Source organism: Streptomyces sp. NPDC088812 (assembly GCF_044750285.1).
GTDB lineage: Bacteria > Actinomycetota > Actinomycetes > Streptomycetales > Streptomycetaceae > Streptomyces.
In genome coordinates, this window is record NZ_JBIVJP010000003.1 from 131,307 (window position 1) to 146,659 (window position 15,353).

18 protein-coding genes, 1 tRNA gene and 1 riboswitch are annotated in these 15,353 nt (G+C 69.9%); of the genes, 11 read left to right on the forward strand and 8 right to left on the reverse strand.

Annotated features, from left to right (window positions below; all coding sequences use genetic code 11):
* Positions 1-2 precede the first annotated feature (2 nt).
* A complete protein-coding gene (locus tag ACIP67_RS06720; protein WP_401688394.1) occupies positions 3-482 on the reverse strand; it encodes a type II toxin-antitoxin system PemK/MazF family toxin in 480 nt (159 codons plus the stop codon).
* A 254-nt stretch (positions 483-736) separates the two neighbouring features.
* Here ACIP67_RS06720 and ACIP67_RS06725 point away from each other — a divergent pair, with 254 nt between their 5' ends.
* On the forward strand, positions 737-1,489 hold the full coding sequence (locus ACIP67_RS06725; protein WP_401688397.1) for an MBL fold metallo-hydrolase: 753 nt from the start codon (positions 737-739) through the stop codon (positions 1,487-1,489).
* 146 nt (positions 1,490-1,635) lie between these two features.
* Here the strand turns inward: ACIP67_RS06725 and ACIP67_RS06730 are convergent, their stop codons facing one another.
* Both ACIP67_RS06730 and ACIP67_RS06735 read right to left on the reverse strand, forming a co-directional pair.
* The gene (locus ACIP67_RS06730; protein ID WP_401688400.1) at positions 1,636-2,889 is read right to left on the reverse strand and encodes a PTS transporter subunit EIIC; all 1,254 of its coding nucleotides are present in this window, start codon (positions 2,887-2,889) and stop codon (positions 1,636-1,638) included.
* Positions 2,890-3,034: 145 nt separating this feature from the next.
* Positions 3,035-4,336, reverse strand: a complete 1,302-nt coding sequence (locus ACIP67_RS06735) for a PTS transporter subunit EIIC (protein ID WP_401688403.1) — start codon at positions 4,334-4,336, stop codon at positions 3,035-3,037.
* A gap of 161 nt (positions 4,337-4,497) precedes the next feature.
* Here ACIP67_RS06735 and ACIP67_RS06740 point away from each other — a divergent pair, with 161 nt between their 5' ends.
* From ACIP67_RS06740 to rdgB, 4 genes are all read left to right on the forward strand, one after another.
* The gene (locus tag ACIP67_RS06740) at positions 4,498-4,743 is read left to right on the forward strand and encodes a glucose PTS transporter subunit EIIB (RefSeq protein WP_401688406.1); all 246 of its coding nucleotides are present in this window, start codon (positions 4,498-4,500) and stop codon (positions 4,741-4,743) included.
* Positions 4,744-4,818: 75 nt separating this feature from the next.
* Positions 4,819-5,556, forward strand: coding sequence for a ribonuclease PH (gene rph / locus ACIP67_RS06745; RefSeq protein ID WP_401688409.1), 738 nt, complete (start codon positions 4,819-4,821; stop codon positions 5,554-5,556).
* 143 nt (positions 5,557-5,699) lie between these two features.
* Positions 5,700-6,101, forward strand: a complete 402-nt coding sequence (locus ACIP67_RS06750; RefSeq protein ID WP_401688412.1) for a hypothetical protein — start codon at positions 5,700-5,702, stop codon at positions 6,099-6,101.
* Between the two features lie 55 nt (positions 6,102-6,156).
* Positions 6,157-6,759 (forward strand): RdgB/HAM1 family non-canonical purine NTP pyrophosphatase, encoded by a 603-nt coding sequence (gene rdgB / locus ACIP67_RS06755; protein ID WP_401688415.1) that lies wholly within the window; start codon positions 6,157-6,159, stop codon positions 6,757-6,759.
* 45 nt (positions 6,760-6,804) lie between these two features.
* Here rdgB and ACIP67_RS06760 read toward each other — a convergent pair.
* The 4 genes from ACIP67_RS06760 to bcp form a co-directional block, all read right to left on the reverse strand.
* Positions 6,805-6,888, reverse strand: a tRNA-Leu gene (locus tag ACIP67_RS06760).
* 20 nt (positions 6,889-6,908) lie between these two features.
* Positions 6,909-7,454, reverse strand: a complete 546-nt coding sequence (locus ACIP67_RS06765) for an HNH endonuclease (protein WP_401689252.1) — start codon at positions 7,452-7,454, stop codon at positions 6,909-6,911.
* Entirely contained in the window at positions 7,394-8,041 is a 648-nt protein-coding gene (locus tag ACIP67_RS06770; protein ID WP_401688418.1) for an HNH endonuclease signature motif containing protein, read from the reverse strand. Before ACIP67_RS06770 ends, ACIP67_RS06765 begins: the two co-directional genes overlap by 61 nt.
* Positions 8,042-8,178: 137 nt before the next feature.
* Positions 8,179-8,646, reverse strand: a complete 468-nt coding sequence (gene bcp / locus ACIP67_RS06775; protein WP_401688421.1) for a thioredoxin-dependent thiol peroxidase — start codon at positions 8,644-8,646, stop codon at positions 8,179-8,181.
* A gap of 100 nt (positions 8,647-8,746) precedes the next feature.
* Between bcp and ACIP67_RS06780 the strand changes: the two genes are divergently transcribed.
* The 3 genes from ACIP67_RS06780 (at position 8,747) to ACIP67_RS06790 (ending at position 9,961) form a co-directional block, all read left to right on the forward strand.
* On the forward strand, positions 8,747-9,076 hold the full coding sequence (locus ACIP67_RS06780) for a DUF3618 domain-containing protein (RefSeq protein WP_401688423.1): 330 nt from the start codon (positions 8,747-8,749) through the stop codon (positions 9,074-9,076).
* Between the two features lie 98 nt (positions 9,077-9,174).
* Entirely contained in the window at positions 9,175-9,477 is a 303-nt protein-coding gene (locus ACIP67_RS06785) for a GroES family chaperonin (RefSeq protein ID WP_385062591.1), read from the forward strand.
* 58 nt (positions 9,478-9,535) lie between these two features.
* Positions 9,536-9,605, forward strand: a riboswitch (guanidine-III (ykkC-III) riboswitch).
* Positions 9,606-9,640: 35 nt separating this feature from the next.
* Positions 9,641-9,961, forward strand: a complete 321-nt coding sequence (locus ACIP67_RS06790; RefSeq protein ID WP_401688426.1) for a DMT family transporter — start codon at positions 9,641-9,643, stop codon at positions 9,959-9,961.
* Here the strand turns inward: ACIP67_RS06790 and ACIP67_RS06795 are convergent.
* Positions 9,955-12,378: a transglycosylase domain-containing protein gene (locus ACIP67_RS06795; RefSeq protein WP_401688429.1), complete on the reverse strand. Its 2,424-nt coding sequence runs from the start codon at positions 12,376-12,378 to the stop codon at positions 9,955-9,957. The two genes, ACIP67_RS06790 and ACIP67_RS06795, sit on opposite strands and share 7 nt — an antisense overlap.
* A gap of 190 nt (positions 12,379-12,568) precedes the next feature.
* On the opposite strand from ACIP67_RS06795, the gene ACIP67_RS06800 reads away from it, so the two are divergent.
* The 3 genes from ACIP67_RS06800 (at position 12,569) to ACIP67_RS06810 (ending at position 15,346) form a co-directional block, all read left to right on the forward strand.
* The gene (locus ACIP67_RS06800; RefSeq protein ID WP_401688432.1) at positions 12,569-13,393 is read left to right on the forward strand and encodes an ABC transporter permease; all 825 of its coding nucleotides are present in this window, start codon (positions 12,569-12,571) and stop codon (positions 13,391-13,393) included.
* 190 nt (positions 13,394-13,583) lie between these two features.
* Positions 13,584-14,348: an ABC transporter permease gene (locus ACIP67_RS06805; RefSeq protein ID WP_401689255.1), complete on the forward strand. Its 765-nt coding sequence runs from the start codon at positions 13,584-13,586 to the stop codon at positions 14,346-14,348.
* On the forward strand, positions 14,345-15,346 hold the full coding sequence (locus ACIP67_RS06810) for an ATP-binding cassette domain-containing protein (RefSeq protein WP_401688435.1): 1,002 nt from the start codon (positions 14,345-14,347) through the stop codon (positions 15,344-15,346). Before ACIP67_RS06805 ends, ACIP67_RS06810 begins: the two co-directional genes overlap by 4 nt.
* Positions 15,347-15,353 lie beyond the last annotated feature (7 nt).

The window sequence follows — 15,353 nt, forward strand, 5'->3', positions numbered from 1 at the left end:
CCTCACGTCGTCAGGTGACGGACCTGGTCCCACAGGACCGGGTCCACCACACCCACCCGGCGGCGGAAGTCCCGCACCCGGACCTGGCGCAGCTCGTCCGTCTCCAGGAAGCTCGGACGCCCCCGCGCGTCCCCGACGGCACCCGGCGGCAGCGGGATCACCCCCGCCCGCTCGTCACGGTACCGGCTGGTGATCTTCGCGACCGTCACCCGGTCGCCCCGCACCACCAGCACCAGACAGGGCCGGTCCTTCGCGCCCGCGCCGTCCTCGTAGGGCACGTTCGCCCACCAGATCTCCGCCGGCCGAGGCCGCCCCGCCGCCCCCCGGCCGCGCCCCGCCGGACCGCGGCCCCGCGCCGGCCGCCCCGGGGGCCGGAGCCTCCGCCCCGCCGGCCGCCGGCCCTGCCCCCAGCCGTCGACGAGCGTGGCGACCAGCGCCAGCAGTACCACCGCCGCGAGCGCCAGCCACCAGGACGTGTCCATGAACCCGACGGTACCGGCGTATGTGCGACCGTGCGCGCCCTCTCGTGCGCCCCATACGCCCCGCGTCCAGCCGAACCGGTGACACCACAGGTGAGTTCGCCCACAACGGCCCCTGGCGGAGGAGCGACCGGACGTCTTGCGCCTTACGCTCGACGGACCGCACGACCCCCGTCGCCCCTGCCCCGACCGTTCGTTCCACGATCTTTCCCGGTGTTCCGTCTTCTTCGGTTCCCGCCAGCGGAGGTTTCTGCTCTATGAAGCTCACCGTCGTCGGCTGCTCGGGGTCGTTTCCGTCCGTGGAATCGGCCTGCTCGAGCTACCTCGTCGAGGCCGACGGCTTCAGGCTGCTTCTCGACATGGGCAACGGCGCCCTGGGCGAGCTGCAGCGCCACTGCGGTCTCTACGACCTCGACGCGATCTTCCTGAGTCATCTGCACGCCGACCACTGCATCGACATGTGCGCGTACTTCGTGGCGCGCTACTACCGCCACGACGGCGGACGCTGCGACCCCCTCCCCGTCTACGGACCCGAGGGCACCGAGCACCGCCTCACCACGGCCTACGCCGACACCCCCTCGGCCTCCTCCATGAGCGAGGTCTTCGACTTCCACACCGTCAAGCCCTCCACGTTCGACATCGGCCCCTTCACGGTCCACACCGAACGCGTGGCCCACCCCGTGGAGGCGTACGGCATCCGCCTCGAGCACGGTGGCAGGACCCTGACCTACTCCGGTGACACCGGCGTCAGCGCGGCCCTCGACGAACTCGCCCGCGACAGTGACCTGTTCCTGTGCGAGGCCGCCTTCACGCACGGCAAGGAGAACATCCCCGACCTGCACCTCAACGGCCGTGAGGCCGGCGAGTCGGCGGCCCGCGCGGGTGCCCGCCGCCTGGTCCTCACCCACATCCCGCCGTGGACCGACCCGCAGATCAACCTCGCGGACGCGCGGGCGGTGTTCGACGGACCGGCGGAACTGGCCGTTCCCCGGATGTCGTACCAGGTCTGACCCCCGGGACGACCCCCGGGACGACCCCCGGACGACTCCGGGACGCCCCCCGGGACGACTGTCCGGACGGCCCCCGGAACACGACGAAGGCCCCCGGCGCCGTTCAGGCTTGGGCTCCGGGGGCCTTCGCGCGCGTCAGGACACGCTCACGCCTTCGTGAGGTCCTCGACCTCCTCCTCGGGCTCCCGGCCCGGGGTGGTGAGGTCGAACCGGACGATCGCGAAGCGGAACACCACGTAGTAGATCACCGCGAAGACCAGGCCGACGGGGATGATCAGCCAGGGCTTGGTGGCGAGGTTCCAGTTCAGGGCGTAGTCGATGAAGCCGGCGGAGAAGTTGAAGCCCGCGTGGACGCCCAGAGCCCAGGTGACGGCCATGGACACGGCCGTCAGCACGGCGTGGATCACGTAGAGGAGCGGGGCGATGAACATGAAGGAGAACTCGATCGGCTCGGTCACGCCCGTCACGAACGACGTCAGCGCGAGCGAGACCATCATGCCCGTGACGGCCTTGCGGCGCTCCGGGCGAGCGGTGTGCGCGATGGCCAGGGCGGCGGCGGGCAGTCCGAACATCATGATCGGGAAGAAGCCGGACATGAACATTCCGGCGGTCGGGTCGCCGGCCAGGAAGCGGCTGTAGTCACCGTGGACGACCTCGCCGGCGGCGTCCGTGAAATCACCGAGCTGGAACCACGCCACCGTGTTCACGAACTGGTGCATGCCGATCGGGATGAGCGCACGGTTGATCGCGCCGAAGAGAGCGGCACCGGCCGAACCAAGGCCGGTCATCCACTCGCCGAAGTCGCCGATGGCCTCACCGATCGGTTCCCAGACCAGCCCGAAGAAGACACCGACCGCCACACCGACGAAGGCCATGATGATCGGGACGAGACGCCGGCCGTTGAAGAAGCCGAGCCAGTCCACCAGCCTCTTGCGGTGGTACCGCTGCCACAGAACCGCCGAGAGCAGACCCATGACGATGCCGCCGAGGACACCGGGGTTGTTGTAGGTCGCGGCTATGTCCGCGCCGTCCTGGATCTTCGCCTCGGTGACCGGGAACGACTCGAGGACCTTGCTGTAGACGAGGAAGCCCACGAGCGCGGCGAGCGCGGTGGAGCCGTCCGCCTTCTTCGCGAAGCCGATGGCGACGCCGATGCAGAAGAGCATCGGGAGGCTGCCGGTGATGGCGCCGCCCGCGTTGGCGAACACCGAGGCGACCTTGTCCCAGCCGAGACCGTCCTTGCCGAACACGTCGTCCTGGCCGAGCCGGACCATCAGGCCCGCCGCCGGCAGGACGGCGATCGGCAGCTGCAGGCTGCGGCCGACCTTCTGCAGGCCCTGGAACAGGCCGGATCCCCACTTCTTCGTGGGGGCCGCCGTGGGCGCGGTGGCGGTGCTCATAGACTTCCTCCATCGGAACATGGTCTACACCACCCAGTGGTGTAGACCATGTTGTAGCACGATGAAGGCAAGATGAGGAACCCGCCGGAAGCGCAAGCGAAACGCCGCCCTCAGCGCCCTGACAGACCCCTCTCAGCACCCCCTCTCACGCCTTGGTGACGTCCTCGTGCTCCTCCTCCGGCTCACGCCCCGGCGTCCTCAGATCGAACCTCGTGATCGCGGAACGGAAGATCACGTAATAGAGGAGCGCGAAGCACAGACCGATCGGAACGATCGCCCACGGCCTGGTCGCCAGGTTCCAGTTGATGACGTAGTCGATGAGCCCCGCGGAGAAACTGAACCCGTCGTGCACCCCCAGCGCCCAGGTCACCGCCATCGACACACCCGTCAACACCGCGTGGACCACATACAGCGCCGGCGCCACGAACAGGAACGAGTACTCCAGCGGCTCGGTGATGCCCGTGACGAACGACGTCAGCGCCACCGACAGCATCAGACCGCCCACCTCCTTGCGGCGCTCGGGACGGGCGCAATGAGTCATGGCCAGAGCCGCCGCCGGCAACGCGAACATCATGATCGGGAAGAAGCCCGAGGTGAACTGCCCCGCGTCCGGGTCACCCGCCAGGAACATGTTGATGTCACCGTGCACCACCGTCCCGTCCGGCTTGGTGTAACTCCCGAACTGAAACCAGATGGGCACGTTCAGGAACTGATGCAGCCCCACCACCAGCAGCGCACGGTTCGCCAGACCGAAGACACCCGCACCCCAGGAGCCCGCGTCGCTCAGCCAGTCGCTGAAACTCTCCAGCCCCGCACCGATCGGCGGCCAGACCCACAGGCACAACGCCGCGAACACGATGCCCACGAACGCCATCACGATCGGCACCAGCCGCCGCCCGTTGAAGAAGCCTAGCCAGTCCACCAACCGCGTCCGGTGGAAACGCTGCCAGAACCAGGCCGCCGCCAGACCCATCACGATGCCGCCGAAGACCCCCGGATTCTGATACGTGAACGCCGACACCGTCCCCTCGACCGCCTCCTGGCAGCCGATGCCCGGCACGGCCCTCGCCCCGCCCGGACACTCCTCCGGGAACTGGCGCAGCACGTTGTAGTAGACGAGGAAGCCCGCCACCGCCGCGAGCGCGGTCGAGCCGTCGGACTTCTTCGCCATACCGATGGCCACCCCCACACAGAACAGCAGGGGCAGCCCGAGCTGGCCGTCGAGCAGCGCACCACCCGCCCCCGCCATCACCCTCGACACGTCCGTCCACCCCAGCCCCTCGTCACCGAACACGTCCGGCTGCCCCAGCCGGTTGAGAATCCCGGCGGCCGGCAGCACCGCGATCGGCAACTGAAGACTCCGCCCCATCTTCTGCAACCCCTGGAACAAGGCGTTCCAACGGGCACGCGCGGGACGGACCCCGGCGTCGGCGCTCTCGGCACTCATGGTTTGGCGACCGCCTGTCAGGTGGTGTAGACCAGCTCTGGACCATTTCGCTGCTGTGCCGTCATCCTCAGGGACATACAGCGCAATCGCTCGCGAAACTGAGCCGACTGTGGGTTACTGCGACACAACCGATCGCACCAGGCAATTCAGGGAGACCGAACATGGCCAGCAAGCTCTCCGGCAAGGCCGAGAAGATCGTCGCCGGACTCGGCGGCATCGACAACATCGAGGAGATCGAAGGCTGCATCACCCGCCTGCGCACCGAGGTCTCCGACCCCTCCCTGGTCGACGAAACCGCCCTGAAGGCCGCCGGCGCCCACGGCGTCGTCAAGATGGGCACCGCCATCCAGGTCGTCATCGGCACCGACGCCGACCCCATCGCCGCGGAGATCGAAGACATGATGTGAACCGCCCCCACCCGGCCGAGAGGGCCCTCCCACCACGGCAAGGGCCCCACCACCGGTACGGCTAGGCTCGACGGCATGTCTCGCATCGACGGCCGCACCCCCGAACAGCTCCGCCCCGTCACCCTCGAACGCGGCTGGAGCAAGCACGCCGAGGGCTCCGTCCTCGTCTCCTTCGGTGACACCAAGGTCTTCTGCACCGCCTCCGTCACCGAAGGCGTCCCCCGCTGGCGCAAGGGCAGCGGCGAAGGCTGGGTCACCGCCGAATACTCCATGCTGCCCCGCTCCACCAACACCCGCGGCGACCGCGAAGCCGTCAAGGGCAGGATCGGCGGCCGCACCCACGAGATCTCCCGCCTCATCGGCCGCTCCCTGCGCGCCGTCGTCGACTACAAGGCACTCGGCGAGAACACCATCGTCCTCGACTGCGACGTCCTCCAGGCCGACGGCGGCACCCGCACCGCCGCCATCACCGGCGCCTACGTCGCACTCGCCGACGCCATCACCTGGGCCCAGCGCAAGAAGCTCGTCAAAACCGGCCGCCGGCCCCTCACCGGCACCGTCTCCGCCGTCTCCGTCGGCATCGTCGACGGCGTCCCGCTCCTCGACCTCCGCTACGAGGAAGACGTCCGCGCCGAGACCGACATGAACGTCGTCTGCACCGGCGACGGCCGCTTCGTCGAGGTCCAGGGCACCGCCGAGGCCGAGCCCTTCGCCCGCGACGAACTCAACTCCCTGCTCGACCTCGCCGTCTCCGGCTGCGCGGAACTCACTGTCCTCCAGCGCACCGCCCTTGATACCGTCCTCGAAAAGTAAAGGACACACCAAGACGGGCGGCCGGGACGAGCAACCGGGCCGCCCGCCCTCGCGTCCCTACCGATACGGGCACACGGCTCACCGCCGTACGCCCGGCCAGCACGCGGGGGCCCTTGGGGCTGAGCAAGGGGAGGACCACCACCATGGCCGAGAGCCGACGCCGCCGTCGCCGTACCGCCGTCGCCGCCGCCCTAGCGGCCGCCGCGCTGACGGCCGTCACCGTCACCGGCTGCGACGCCGTCAACAAGGCACTCGACTGCGTCGAGACCGCCGACGCCGTCGCCGACGCCGTCACCGACCTCCAGCAGGCCGTGGACAGCGCGGCCGACGACCCCACCCAGACCCAGGAAGCCATCGACGCCATAGGCGACAGCCTCGACAAGATCGACAGCGAAACGGGCGACGCCGACCTCGACCAGGCCACCGAGGACCTCCGGCGGGCCCTGACCGACGTCACCACGGCCATCCAGAACGGCGACGAGACGCCCGACATCAGCGGCGTCACCGACGCGGCCGGCGAACTGACCAAGGTCTGCACCTCGTAGCCCCTGTCCAGACCGCACCGCGGGCTTCCCGGCGCCGGGCTGGATACTGAACGGCATGACCCGCCTGATCCTCGCCACCCGCAACGCCGGAAAGATCACCGAACTCAGGTCGATCCTCGCCGACGCAGGCCTGCCCCACGACCTCGTCGGCGCGGACGCCTACCCCGACGTCCCCGACGTCAAGGAGACCGGCGTCACCTTCGCCGAGAACGCCCTCCTCAAGGCCCACGCCCTCGCCCAGGCCACCGGCCTGCCCGCCGTCGCCGACGACTCCGGCCTCTGCGTCGACGTCCTGAACGGCGCCCCCGGCATCTTCTCCGCCCGCTGGGCAGGCCGCCACGGCGACGACCAGGCCAACCTCGACCTCCTGCTCGCCCAGCTCTCCGACATCGCCGACGAACACCGCGGCGCCCACTTCGCCTGCGCGGCGGCCCTCGCCCTGCCGGACGGCACGGAGCGGGTGGTCGAGGGACAGCTGAGGGGCGTCCTGCGCCACACCCCCGCCGGCACCCACGGCTTCGGCTACGACCCGATCCTCCAGCCGGACGGCGAGACCCGCACCTGCGCGGAACTGACGCCCGCGGAGAAGAACGCGATCAGCCACCGGGGGAAGGCGTTCCGGGAGCTGGTGCCGGTGGTGCGGGAGTTGTTGGGCTGACGGCGAAGGCCCGCCCGTCATGGGCGGGCCTTCGAATCAAAGGCGTGCGGCCGGAGGGACTCGAACCCTCAAGGGATTTCTCCCACAGCATCCTAAGTGCTGCGCGTAGGCCAGTTCCGCCACGGCCGCATACGCCGACATGTTACCGGTCAGGCGGTGGCAGCTTGCGGGGAATGCCGACGTCCGCCTCGGCACCACGTACCCGTGATCGCATGACAGTTGGGGCAGAGCAACCGCAGGTTTTCCTGCCGGTCGTCCCTCCAGTCCCCGTTGATGTGATCGACCTCCAGCGTCATCGGCTTGCCGAGCCACTGGGGACCGACTCCGCAGCGTGCGCACTCCTCGGCCACGCCCACCTCGAGGAGTGCGCGGCGCAGCAGGTGGGTCCTGGTCCGACGCTCGCCGTGGTGCTGGACCAGGATGTCCTCGGCGCGCCTGAGCGGCACGGTGCCCGGTCGGCCTCGCCGGTGCCCCTGTCCCAGAAAGTGAGAGGTGTCGAGGCCGTCCTCGGCCACCCACTGACGCAAGAGGGTGCGCAGCCGACTGTTGTAGGGCTCCATCCCCAGGGCGCGGAGCGCGTCGGCGATGGACGTCGCTGTCTCGACCGCGCGGCGCAACTCCTCGGCGGCCGGTTTCACGCGTCGCCCCTTCGCCCTTTGCCGCGTCCGCGGTAACTGTCCGTTGTGGAATGGCAGTTGGGGCACAGGAATCGGAGGTTCCCGATGCGGTTGTCACGCCAGTTGCCGTCGATGTGGTCGACCTCCAGCGGGAGCGGACAGCCCTGCCATACCGCTTCCGTCCCGCAGAGTGCACATTGTTCCGGGACTCCCGAGGATGCCATCGCCCACTTCAGACGGTCGCTCGGGATGCGTCGGGCGTGCTGGGCGGGCTGCTCGACCAGCAATCCTTCCGGTGTCCTGGCGCGCCAGGGCTTGCCACGACGGGTCGGCGCCTGGAAGTGCGATGTGTCGATGCCGTAGGCCTTGATCCTTCGGCTGATGTGCGTGTGGTGCCCGCCGACCACCTCGAGCCCGAGCCGACGCAGCACCTCACACATGTTCGTGGAGGCCGCTACCGCCGACGCCAGGATCTCCCTTGTCCACTTCACCCCCTCCCTGCCGAAGTGTGACGTGTCCACCCCGAGCCTCTTCATCCGTTGGGACACGTACTGGCGTGTCGAACTCCCCGGATCAACCCCCAGCCTCTCCAACGCCTCCGACAACGTCCGAGCCCCCCGAGCCGCCTCCTCAAGCCGCTCCTTCGTGTACGCGCTGGCCCCCATCGTTCCCCTCCGTTTCCGGCCACCTGTTCGTGGCTCGCATGGAGTAACGAACCGCTCGACCGACAGTCACGCCCGGAACAGGAAGCGGCCCACCCCGGAGCATTCCGAGGCGGGCCGTTCGGTGAGGAAGAGGGGGGTCAGATCCCCAGGTCCTTGATGATCTTGGCTACGTGGCCCGTCGCGCGGACGTTGTACAGGGCGTGTTCGACCTTGCCCTCCTCGTCCACGACGATCGTCGAGCGGATGACGCCCAGGTACGTCTTGCCGTAGTTTTTCTTCTCGCCGAAGGCGCCGTAGGCGTCGAGGACCTTCTTGTCGGGGTCGGCCAGCAGGGTGACCTTCAGGGATTCCTGCTCGCGGAACTTGCCCAGCTTTTCCGGGCTGTCGGGGGAGATGCCGATGACGTCGTACCCGGCGCCGGTCAGCAGCTCCAGGTTGTCGGTGAAGTCGCAGGCCTGCTTCGTGCAGCCGGGGGTCAGGGCCGCCGGGTAGAAGTACACGATGACCTTGCGGCCCTTGTGGTCCGACAGGGACACCTCGGTGCCGTCGGCGTCGGGGAGGGTGAAGGCGGGGGCCACGTCCCCGGGCTGGAGTCGCTCGCTCATCGGACCAGCGTAACCGGGGGTCCTGGCGGTGCGGGCGCACGTGGAGCTGACAGACTGTCCAGAGCAGCAACAGGCATCGGCTGACTTCGGAGGCCTTACCGTGGCGGACACGTCGGACACCAGAACCCCGGCGCAGATCGAGGCGGACATCAGGCGCCGCCGTGAAGTGCTGGCCGAGACGCTCGACGAGATCGGGGTGCGGGTGCATCCGAAGACGATCGTCGGGGACGCCAAGGCCAAGGTCGTCGCCAACGTCGACCACACGCTCGGGAGGGCCTACGTCCAGGTCAACCGGGTGGTGAGCGAGGTGAAGGCGCAGTTCGTGGACGAGGGGGGCGCGCCCCGGCTGGAGCGGGTGGTGCCGGTCGCCCTCGTGGTGGTCGGGCTCGTGGGGCTGCTGGCGCTGGGCCCCCGGCGTCGGAAGCGCTGACCCGGGCGAGTCCCGGTGCGGCCGAGGCAGGTAGGTTCAAAGGCGTGAGCGGTAACAGAGACGTGCACAGCAGTCACCACGACAAGCTTCCCATCCGGATGCTCCACGACCGTGTCCTCGTGCGGCAGGACGCCGGCGAGGGCGAGCGGCGCTCCGGTGGCGGGATCCTGATCCCCGCGACGGCGGCCGTCGGCCGTCGGCTGGCGTGGGCCGAGGTCGTCGCGGTGGGGCAGAACGTGCGGACGGTGGAGACGGGTGACCGGGTCCTGTTCGATCCGGAGGACCGGGCGGAGGTGGAGGTGCGGGGTGTCGCGTACGTGCTGATGCGCGAGCGCGATCTGCACGCCGTGGCCGCGGACCGGTTCGAGGGGGCCGAGGACTCGACGGGTCTGTACCTGTAGTTCGAAGGTCGGCGAACGGGGAGGGGCTGGTGACTGTGGTCACCAGCCCCTCCCCGTTGTTGTTTGCTAGGTTGGGCGGGAGCCCGACGAGACGCGCCGTACCGGGGTGGATGCAAAGACGACGCACCCCGGTGAAGAAGTGCTCGTCCGCGGAGGTGTCCCCATGGCCTGGGTCCTGCTCGTTCTCGCCGGTCTGCTCGAGGTCGGCTGGTCGGTCGGCATGAAGTACTCCGAGGGTTTCACCCGGCTCGTGCCCAGTGTGCTCACCGGCGCCGGCATCGTCGCCAGCATGCTGCTGCTGTCGTACGCGGCCAGGTCGCTGCCCATCGGTACCGCCTACGGCGTGTGGGTCGGGATCGGTGCGGCCGGGGCGGCGGTGCTCGGCATGGTGGTGCTGGGGGAGCCGGTCACCGCCGCCCGCGTCTTCTTCGTGTGTCTGCTGCTGGTCGCCGTCGTGGGGCTGAAGGCGACCTCCGGTCACTGACCGAGCGGGCGGCGGGTGGCGATCTGCGGTCCGGTGCCGCCGTCGGTGGTTCCGCCGGTGCTGCCGTCGGTGGTGGAGCCGTCGCTGGTCGTCCCGCCGTCCGTGGTGTCTCCCGTGGTGGAGCCGGTCGTGGTGGAGCCGGTCGTGGTCGAGCCGGTGGTGGTGGAGCCGGTGGTGCCGCCGGTGGTGGTGGAGGAGCCGGTGGTCGTGCCGCCGCCGGTGCTGGTGGAGCCGGTGGTGCCGCCGCTCGTGGTGGAGCCGTCGGTCTGGTCCTGCGTCCGGCCGGGGGTCTGGGTGTCCTGGCCGCCGGTGGTCGCCTGGTTCTCGTCCTGGCCGTCGGTGGAGTCGTCCTGCGGGGTCGCGGAGGACGGGAGGGCGGTCTCGGCGGAGCCCTCCTGGAGCTGGAGGTTGAAGTCGGTGGCCGGGGTGCCCTTCAGGGCTTCCTTGGTGAACTGGGCCCAGATCTCCGTGGGGGCGCCGCCGCCGTTGATACGGGCCAGGCCCATCGCGCCGTAGAGCGACTTGTGGGCGGCGGTGACCGGGTCCTGGCCCATGACGGAGATGACCGTGGCCAGGTCGGGGGTGTAGCCGGCGAACCAGGCGGCGGTGTCCTCCTCGGCGGTGCCGGTCTTGCCGGCGGCCGGGCGGCCCGCGGCCTGGGCGGCGGTCGCGGTGCCGTTCTGGACGACGCTGCGCAGGATCGAGGTGGTGGTGTCGGCGGCCTCGCGGCTGACGGCCTGCGTGGACTTGCGCGCGGGCAGCTTGATGACGTCCGAGCCGTCCTTGGTGACCTTCTCGATCAGGGTGTAGGTGCCGTGCTTGCCGTGGTTGGCGAGGGTCGCGTACGCCTCGGCCATGTCCAGGACGCTCGCGGTGGCGACGCCGAGCGCGATGGAGGGGTACGGCTGGAGCTCGGGGGTGTCGGTGGGCAGGCCGAGGTCGATCGCGGTCTGCTTGACCTCGTCGGGGCCGACGTCGACGGCCATCTGCGCGTACACGGAGTTGACGGACTTGTCGGTGGCCTCGCGCACGGTGATGTCGCCGTAGGAGACGTCGTCCTCGTTGGCCGGGTCGTAGCTGCTGCTCCAGCCCTGGACGGCGCGCTTGTTGGTGCCGTCGTAGGCGGTGTTGGGGGTGATGGTGCGGCCGTCCTGGGTGACGGAGCCGTTGTCGACGGCCGAGGTGAAGACGAACGGCTTGAAGGTGGAGCCGACCTGGAAGTCCTGGCGGGTGGCGTTGTTGGTGTACTGCTTGACGTAGTCGATGCCGCCGTACATGGCGAGGACCTTGCCGGTCTTGGGGTCGACGGCGGCGCCGCCGGCGCGGACGTAGGTGTCGACCTTGCGGTCCTTGTCGAGCTTGGACATCAGCTGGTCGTCGACGGCGTCGACGAGGGCGTCCTGCTTCTTCTTCTCCAGGGTGGTGGTGATGCGGTAGCCGCCGGCGTCGAGCTGGTCCTCGTCGACGACCTTGTTCTGGATCAGGTAGTCCTTGATGGCGCGGACGATGTAGCCGCGCTGGCCGGACATGCCGGTGTCGGTGCCGCTGGTCTCCTTGGGCGTGGGGAACTTCATCCCGGTGCGCTCGGAGGCGCTCAGCCAGCCCTTGGTGACCATGCCGTCGAGGACGTAGTTCCAGCGGGCCTCGGCGGCGCTCTTGTTCTCCGGGTGGGCGATGACGTCGTACTCGCTGGGCGCGTTGAGCAGGGCGGCGAGGTAGGCGCCCTGGCCGGCGGTGAGGTCGGCGGCGTCGATGCCGTAGTAGGCCTGGGCGGCGGCCTGCATGCCGTAGGCGTTGCGGCCGAAGTAGCTGGTGTTGAGGTAGCCCTCGAGGATGTCGTCCTTGGACTGGGTGCGGTCCAGTTTGATCGCGATGAAGAACTCCTTCACCTTGCGGGTGACGGTCTGTTCCTGCGCGAGGTAGTAGTTCTTGACGTACTGCTGGGTGATGGTGGAGCCGGACTGCTTGCCCTTGCCCAGGGCGGTGTTCCAGCCGGCGCGGATCATCGCCTTGGGGTCGATGGCGGACTCGGTGTAGAAGTCGCGGTCCTCGGCGGCCAGGACGGCGTGCTGGGCGGCCTTGGAGATCTGGGAGAGGCCGACGTTCTCGCGGTTGACCTCGCCGTCGCGGGCGATCTCGGTGCCGTCCGCGTAGAGGTAGACGTTGCTCTGCTTGGTGGCGAGCGCGTTGGCCGGCGGGATCTTGACCGTGGAGTAGCCGTAGTAGAACAGGCCGCCGACGGCCAGGACGGCGAGGACGAAGGCGCCGAGCACCATCTTCCAGGTCGGCAGGAGGCGGCGCCAGCCGGTGCGCTTGGGCTTCTTGGGCTTCTTGCCGGCCGCCGGTTCGGCCCCCTCGGGCTCTGTGGATGCCGCCCAGCCTTCGGTCGGCTGTTTCGGCTGCGGCTCGTCGCTCATGTGTTGCTCGGACTCCTGTGTCGCGCGGTACGTTCCCGTACGTCTCGTACGCCTTCTGCGCCCCCTGTCGAAGACTCTCGCACCATGCGTTCCGTTCCCGGCAATCGGCGCGCGTCGCGTCACATGGCGGGCCCGTAAAACGCGTGGCGTGCCGCGGTGCGGTCGCCTAGGCTCCTGCGCTTCGGTGTCCATGAGTTGTGGGAGGACGGTTGCCGTGGGTTCGGCGCGGTTGTACGCGGCCGTCGCAGCGGGGGGCTTCCGAAGGTACGCGACCTATCGGGCGGCCACGGCCGCGGGGGTGTTCACCAACACCGTTTTCGGTCTCATCCTCGCCTGTACCTACCTGGCGTTGTGGGACGAGCGGCCCCATCTCGGGGGCTACGACCAGGCGCAGGCGGTGACGTACGTGTGGGTGGGGCAGGCGCTGTTCGCGACGCTGGCGCTCCAGGGCGGTGGTTTCGAGGCCGAGCTGATGGAGCGGATCCGCACGGGTGCGGTGGCGATCGACCTGTACCGGCCGGCCGATCTGCAACTGTGGTGGTTCGCCACCGATGTGGGGCGTTCGCTGTTCCAGTTGCTGGGGCGGGGGGTGATCCCGTTCGCCGTGGGGATGCTGGTGTTCCCGACGGCCGTGCCCGGCGATCCGCTGGTGTGGCTGCGGTTCCTGGTGGCGGTGCTGCTGGCGATGGTGGTCAGCTTCGCGATCCGGTTCCTGGTGGCGCTGAGCGGGTTCTGGCTGCTGGACGGCACGGGTGCGTTGCAGCTGCTGATGGTCGCCGGGATGTTCTGCACGGGCATGGCGCTGCCGCTGAACGCCTTCCCCGAGCCGCTGGGCGACATCGTGCGGGCGCTGCCGTGGTCGGCGATGCTCCAGATGCCGGCGGACGTCCTGCTGGGGGAGGCCGACGCGTCGGCCACGTACCTCTTTCAGGCGGTGTGGGCGGTGGTGCTGCTGACGGTGGGGCGGCTGGTGCAGGGCGCGGCGACGCGGCGGGTGGTGGTGCAGGGTGGGTGAGGCCGGCCGGGTGGTGGAGGAGGACGGCCGCCCGTCGACGGGGAGCGGCCGGGTGCCGGTGGAGGACGGCCGGGTGCCGATGGGGAGCGGCCGGGTGCCGGTGCCGGTGCCGGTGCCGGTGCCGGTGCAGGTGCCGGTGTCGGGCGGCCGGGTGGCGGAGGGGCTGCGCGTCTACCGGCTGATCGCCGGGATGTGGATCCGTTCGACGCTGGCCTACCGGATGTCGTTCGTGATGACCGTGCTGGCCGGGCTGCTGGTGTCGGGCCTGGACTTCGTCGCGATCCTGCTCATGTTCTCCCAGGTCGACGTGCTCGGCGGCTACCCGCTGCCCGAGGTGGCCTTCCTGTACGGGCTGTCCGCGACGTCGTTCGGGCTGGCGGACCTGGTGATGGGCTCGGCGGGCCGGCTGGGTTCGCGGGTGCGGGACGGCACGCTCGACACGCTGCTGCTGCGGCCGGCGCCGGTGCTCGCGCAGGTGGCCGCGGACCGGTTCGCGCTGCGCCGGGTCTCCCGGATCGTGCAGGGGGCGCTGGTGCTGGGCTGGGCGCTGGTCGCGGTGGACGTCGACTGGAGCGCGTCCCGGGTGCTGCTGCTGCCGGTGACGGTGGTCAGCGGTGCGGCGATCTTCGGTGCGGTGCTGGTGGCGGGCGCCGCGTTCCAGTTCGTGACGCAGGACGCGTCGGAGGCGCAGTCCGCCTTCACCTACGGGGGCCAGACGATGTTGCAGTATCCGCCGACGGTGTTCGGCAAGGAGCTGGTGCGGGGGGTGACGTTCGTGTTCCCGCTGGCGTTCGTCAACTGGGTGCCGGCCGCGTACGTGCTGGGGCGGCCGTATCCGGTGGGGCTGCCGCAGTGGGCGGCGTTCGCTCCGCCGCTGGTGGCGGTGGGGTGCTGTGCGCTGTCCGGGCTGGCCTGGCGGGCGGGGCTGCGGTCGTATCGGAGTACGGGGAGTTGACGGTGGACGCGTTCATTGAGCTCGACGGGGTGGAGAAGGTCTTCGACGTGCGCGCGCGGACGGGTTTCCTGAGGCGGGAGACCCGGCGGGTGCGGGCGGTCGACCGGATCTCCTTCACCGTGGCGCGCGGCGAGATGGTCGGCTACATCGGGCCGAACGGTGCCGGGAAGTCGACGACGATCAAGATGCTGACGGGCATCCTCACGCCGAGCGGTGGCCGGCTGCGGGTCGCGGGTATCGACCCGTCCCGGGAGCGGACGCGGCTGGCGCAGCGGATAGGGGTGGTGTTCGGGCAGCGTACGACGTTGTGGTGGGACCTTCCGCTGATCGACTCCTACCGGCTGATGCACCGCATGTACCGCATTCCCGACGCCCGTTACCGGGAGGACCTGGACCGGCTGGTCGGCCTGCTCGACCTGTCGGCCCTGCTGGACGTCCCGGTGCGGCAGCTGTCGCTGGGGCAGCGGATGCGGGGCGACATCGCGGCCGCGTTGCTGCACGATCCGGAGGTGCTGTACCTCGACGAGCCGACGATCGGCCTCGACGTGGTCTCCAAGGCGCGGGTGCGGGAGTTCCTGCGCGAGCTGAACGCCGAGCGCGGCACCACGGTCCTGCTCACCACGCACGACCTCCAGGACATCGAGCAGCTCTGCTCCCGGGTGATGGTCATCGACCACGGGCGGATGATGTACGACGGTCCGCTCGCGGGTCTGCACGAGGCGGGTGAGAGCGAGCGGACGCTGGTGGTGGACCTGGAGCGGGAGCTGCCGCCGATCGAGGCGGGCCCGGCCGCGCGGGTGGTGCGGGTGGAGGGGCCGCGGCAGTGGCTGGCCTTCCCGGCGTCGGTGTCGGCGGCGCCGCTGGTGGCGCGGATCGCGGCGGAGTACCCGCTGGTGGACCTGTCGGTGCGGGAGCCGGACATCGAGGCGGTCATCGCCCGGATGTACGCCGGGCGGGAGAGCGTGGAGAGCGTGGTACCGGGCGCCGGGAACTCGTAGGCTGCCG

What these genes read in the sequence shown, in the direction of transcription:
- ACIP67_RS06720 (WP_401688394.1), bottom strand. Translation starts at nt 482, where the DNA reads ATGGACACGTCCTGGTGGCTGGCGCTCGCGGCGGTGGTACTGCTGGCG.
- ACIP67_RS06725 (WP_401688397.1), top strand. Translation starts at nt 737, where the DNA reads ATGAAGCTCACCGTCGTCGGCTGCTCGGGGTCGTTTCCGTCCGTGGAA.
- ACIP67_RS06730 (WP_401688400.1), bottom strand. Translation starts at nt 2,889, where the DNA reads ATGAGCACCGCCACCGCGCCCACGGCGGCCCCCACGAAGAAGTGGGGA.
- ACIP67_RS06735 (WP_401688403.1), bottom strand. Translation starts at nt 4,336, where the DNA reads ATGAGTGCCGAGAGCGCCGACGCCGGGGTCCGTCCCGCGCGTGCCCGT.
- ACIP67_RS06740 (WP_401688406.1), top strand. Translation starts at nt 4,498, where the DNA reads ATGGCCAGCAAGCTCTCCGGCAAGGCCGAGAAGATCGTCGCCGGACTC.
- rph (WP_401688409.1), top strand. Translation starts at nt 4,819, where the DNA reads ATGTCTCGCATCGACGGCCGCACCCCCGAACAGCTCCGCCCCGTCACC.
- ACIP67_RS06750 (WP_401688412.1), top strand. Translation starts at nt 5,700, where the DNA reads ATGGCCGAGAGCCGACGCCGCCGTCGCCGTACCGCCGTCGCCGCCGCC.
- rdgB (WP_401688415.1), top strand. Translation starts at nt 6,157, where the DNA reads ATGACCCGCCTGATCCTCGCCACCCGCAACGCCGGAAAGATCACCGAA.
- ACIP67_RS06770 (WP_401688418.1), bottom strand. Translation starts at nt 8,041, where the DNA reads ATGGGGGCCAGCGCGTACACGAAGGAGCGGCTTGAGGAGGCGGCTCGG.
- bcp (WP_401688421.1), bottom strand. Translation starts at nt 8,646, where the DNA reads ATGAGCGAGCGACTCCAGCCCGGGGACGTGGCCCCCGCCTTCACCCTC.
- ACIP67_RS06785 (WP_385062591.1), top strand. Translation starts at nt 9,175, where the DNA reads ATGCTCCACGACCGTGTCCTCGTGCGGCAGGACGCCGGCGAGGGCGAG.
- ACIP67_RS06790 (WP_401688426.1), top strand. Translation starts at nt 9,641, where the DNA reads ATGGCCTGGGTCCTGCTCGTTCTCGCCGGTCTGCTCGAGGTCGGCTGG.
- ACIP67_RS06795 (WP_401688429.1), bottom strand. Translation starts at nt 12,378, where the DNA reads ATGAGCGACGAGCCGCAGCCGAAACAGCCGACCGAAGGCTGGGCGGCA.
- ACIP67_RS06800 (WP_401688432.1), top strand. Translation starts at nt 12,569, where the DNA reads ATGAGTTGTGGGAGGACGGTTGCCGTGGGTTCGGCGCGGTTGTACGCG.
- ACIP67_RS06805 (WP_401689255.1), top strand. Translation starts at nt 13,584, where the DNA reads ATGTGGATCCGTTCGACGCTGGCCTACCGGATGTCGTTCGTGATGACC.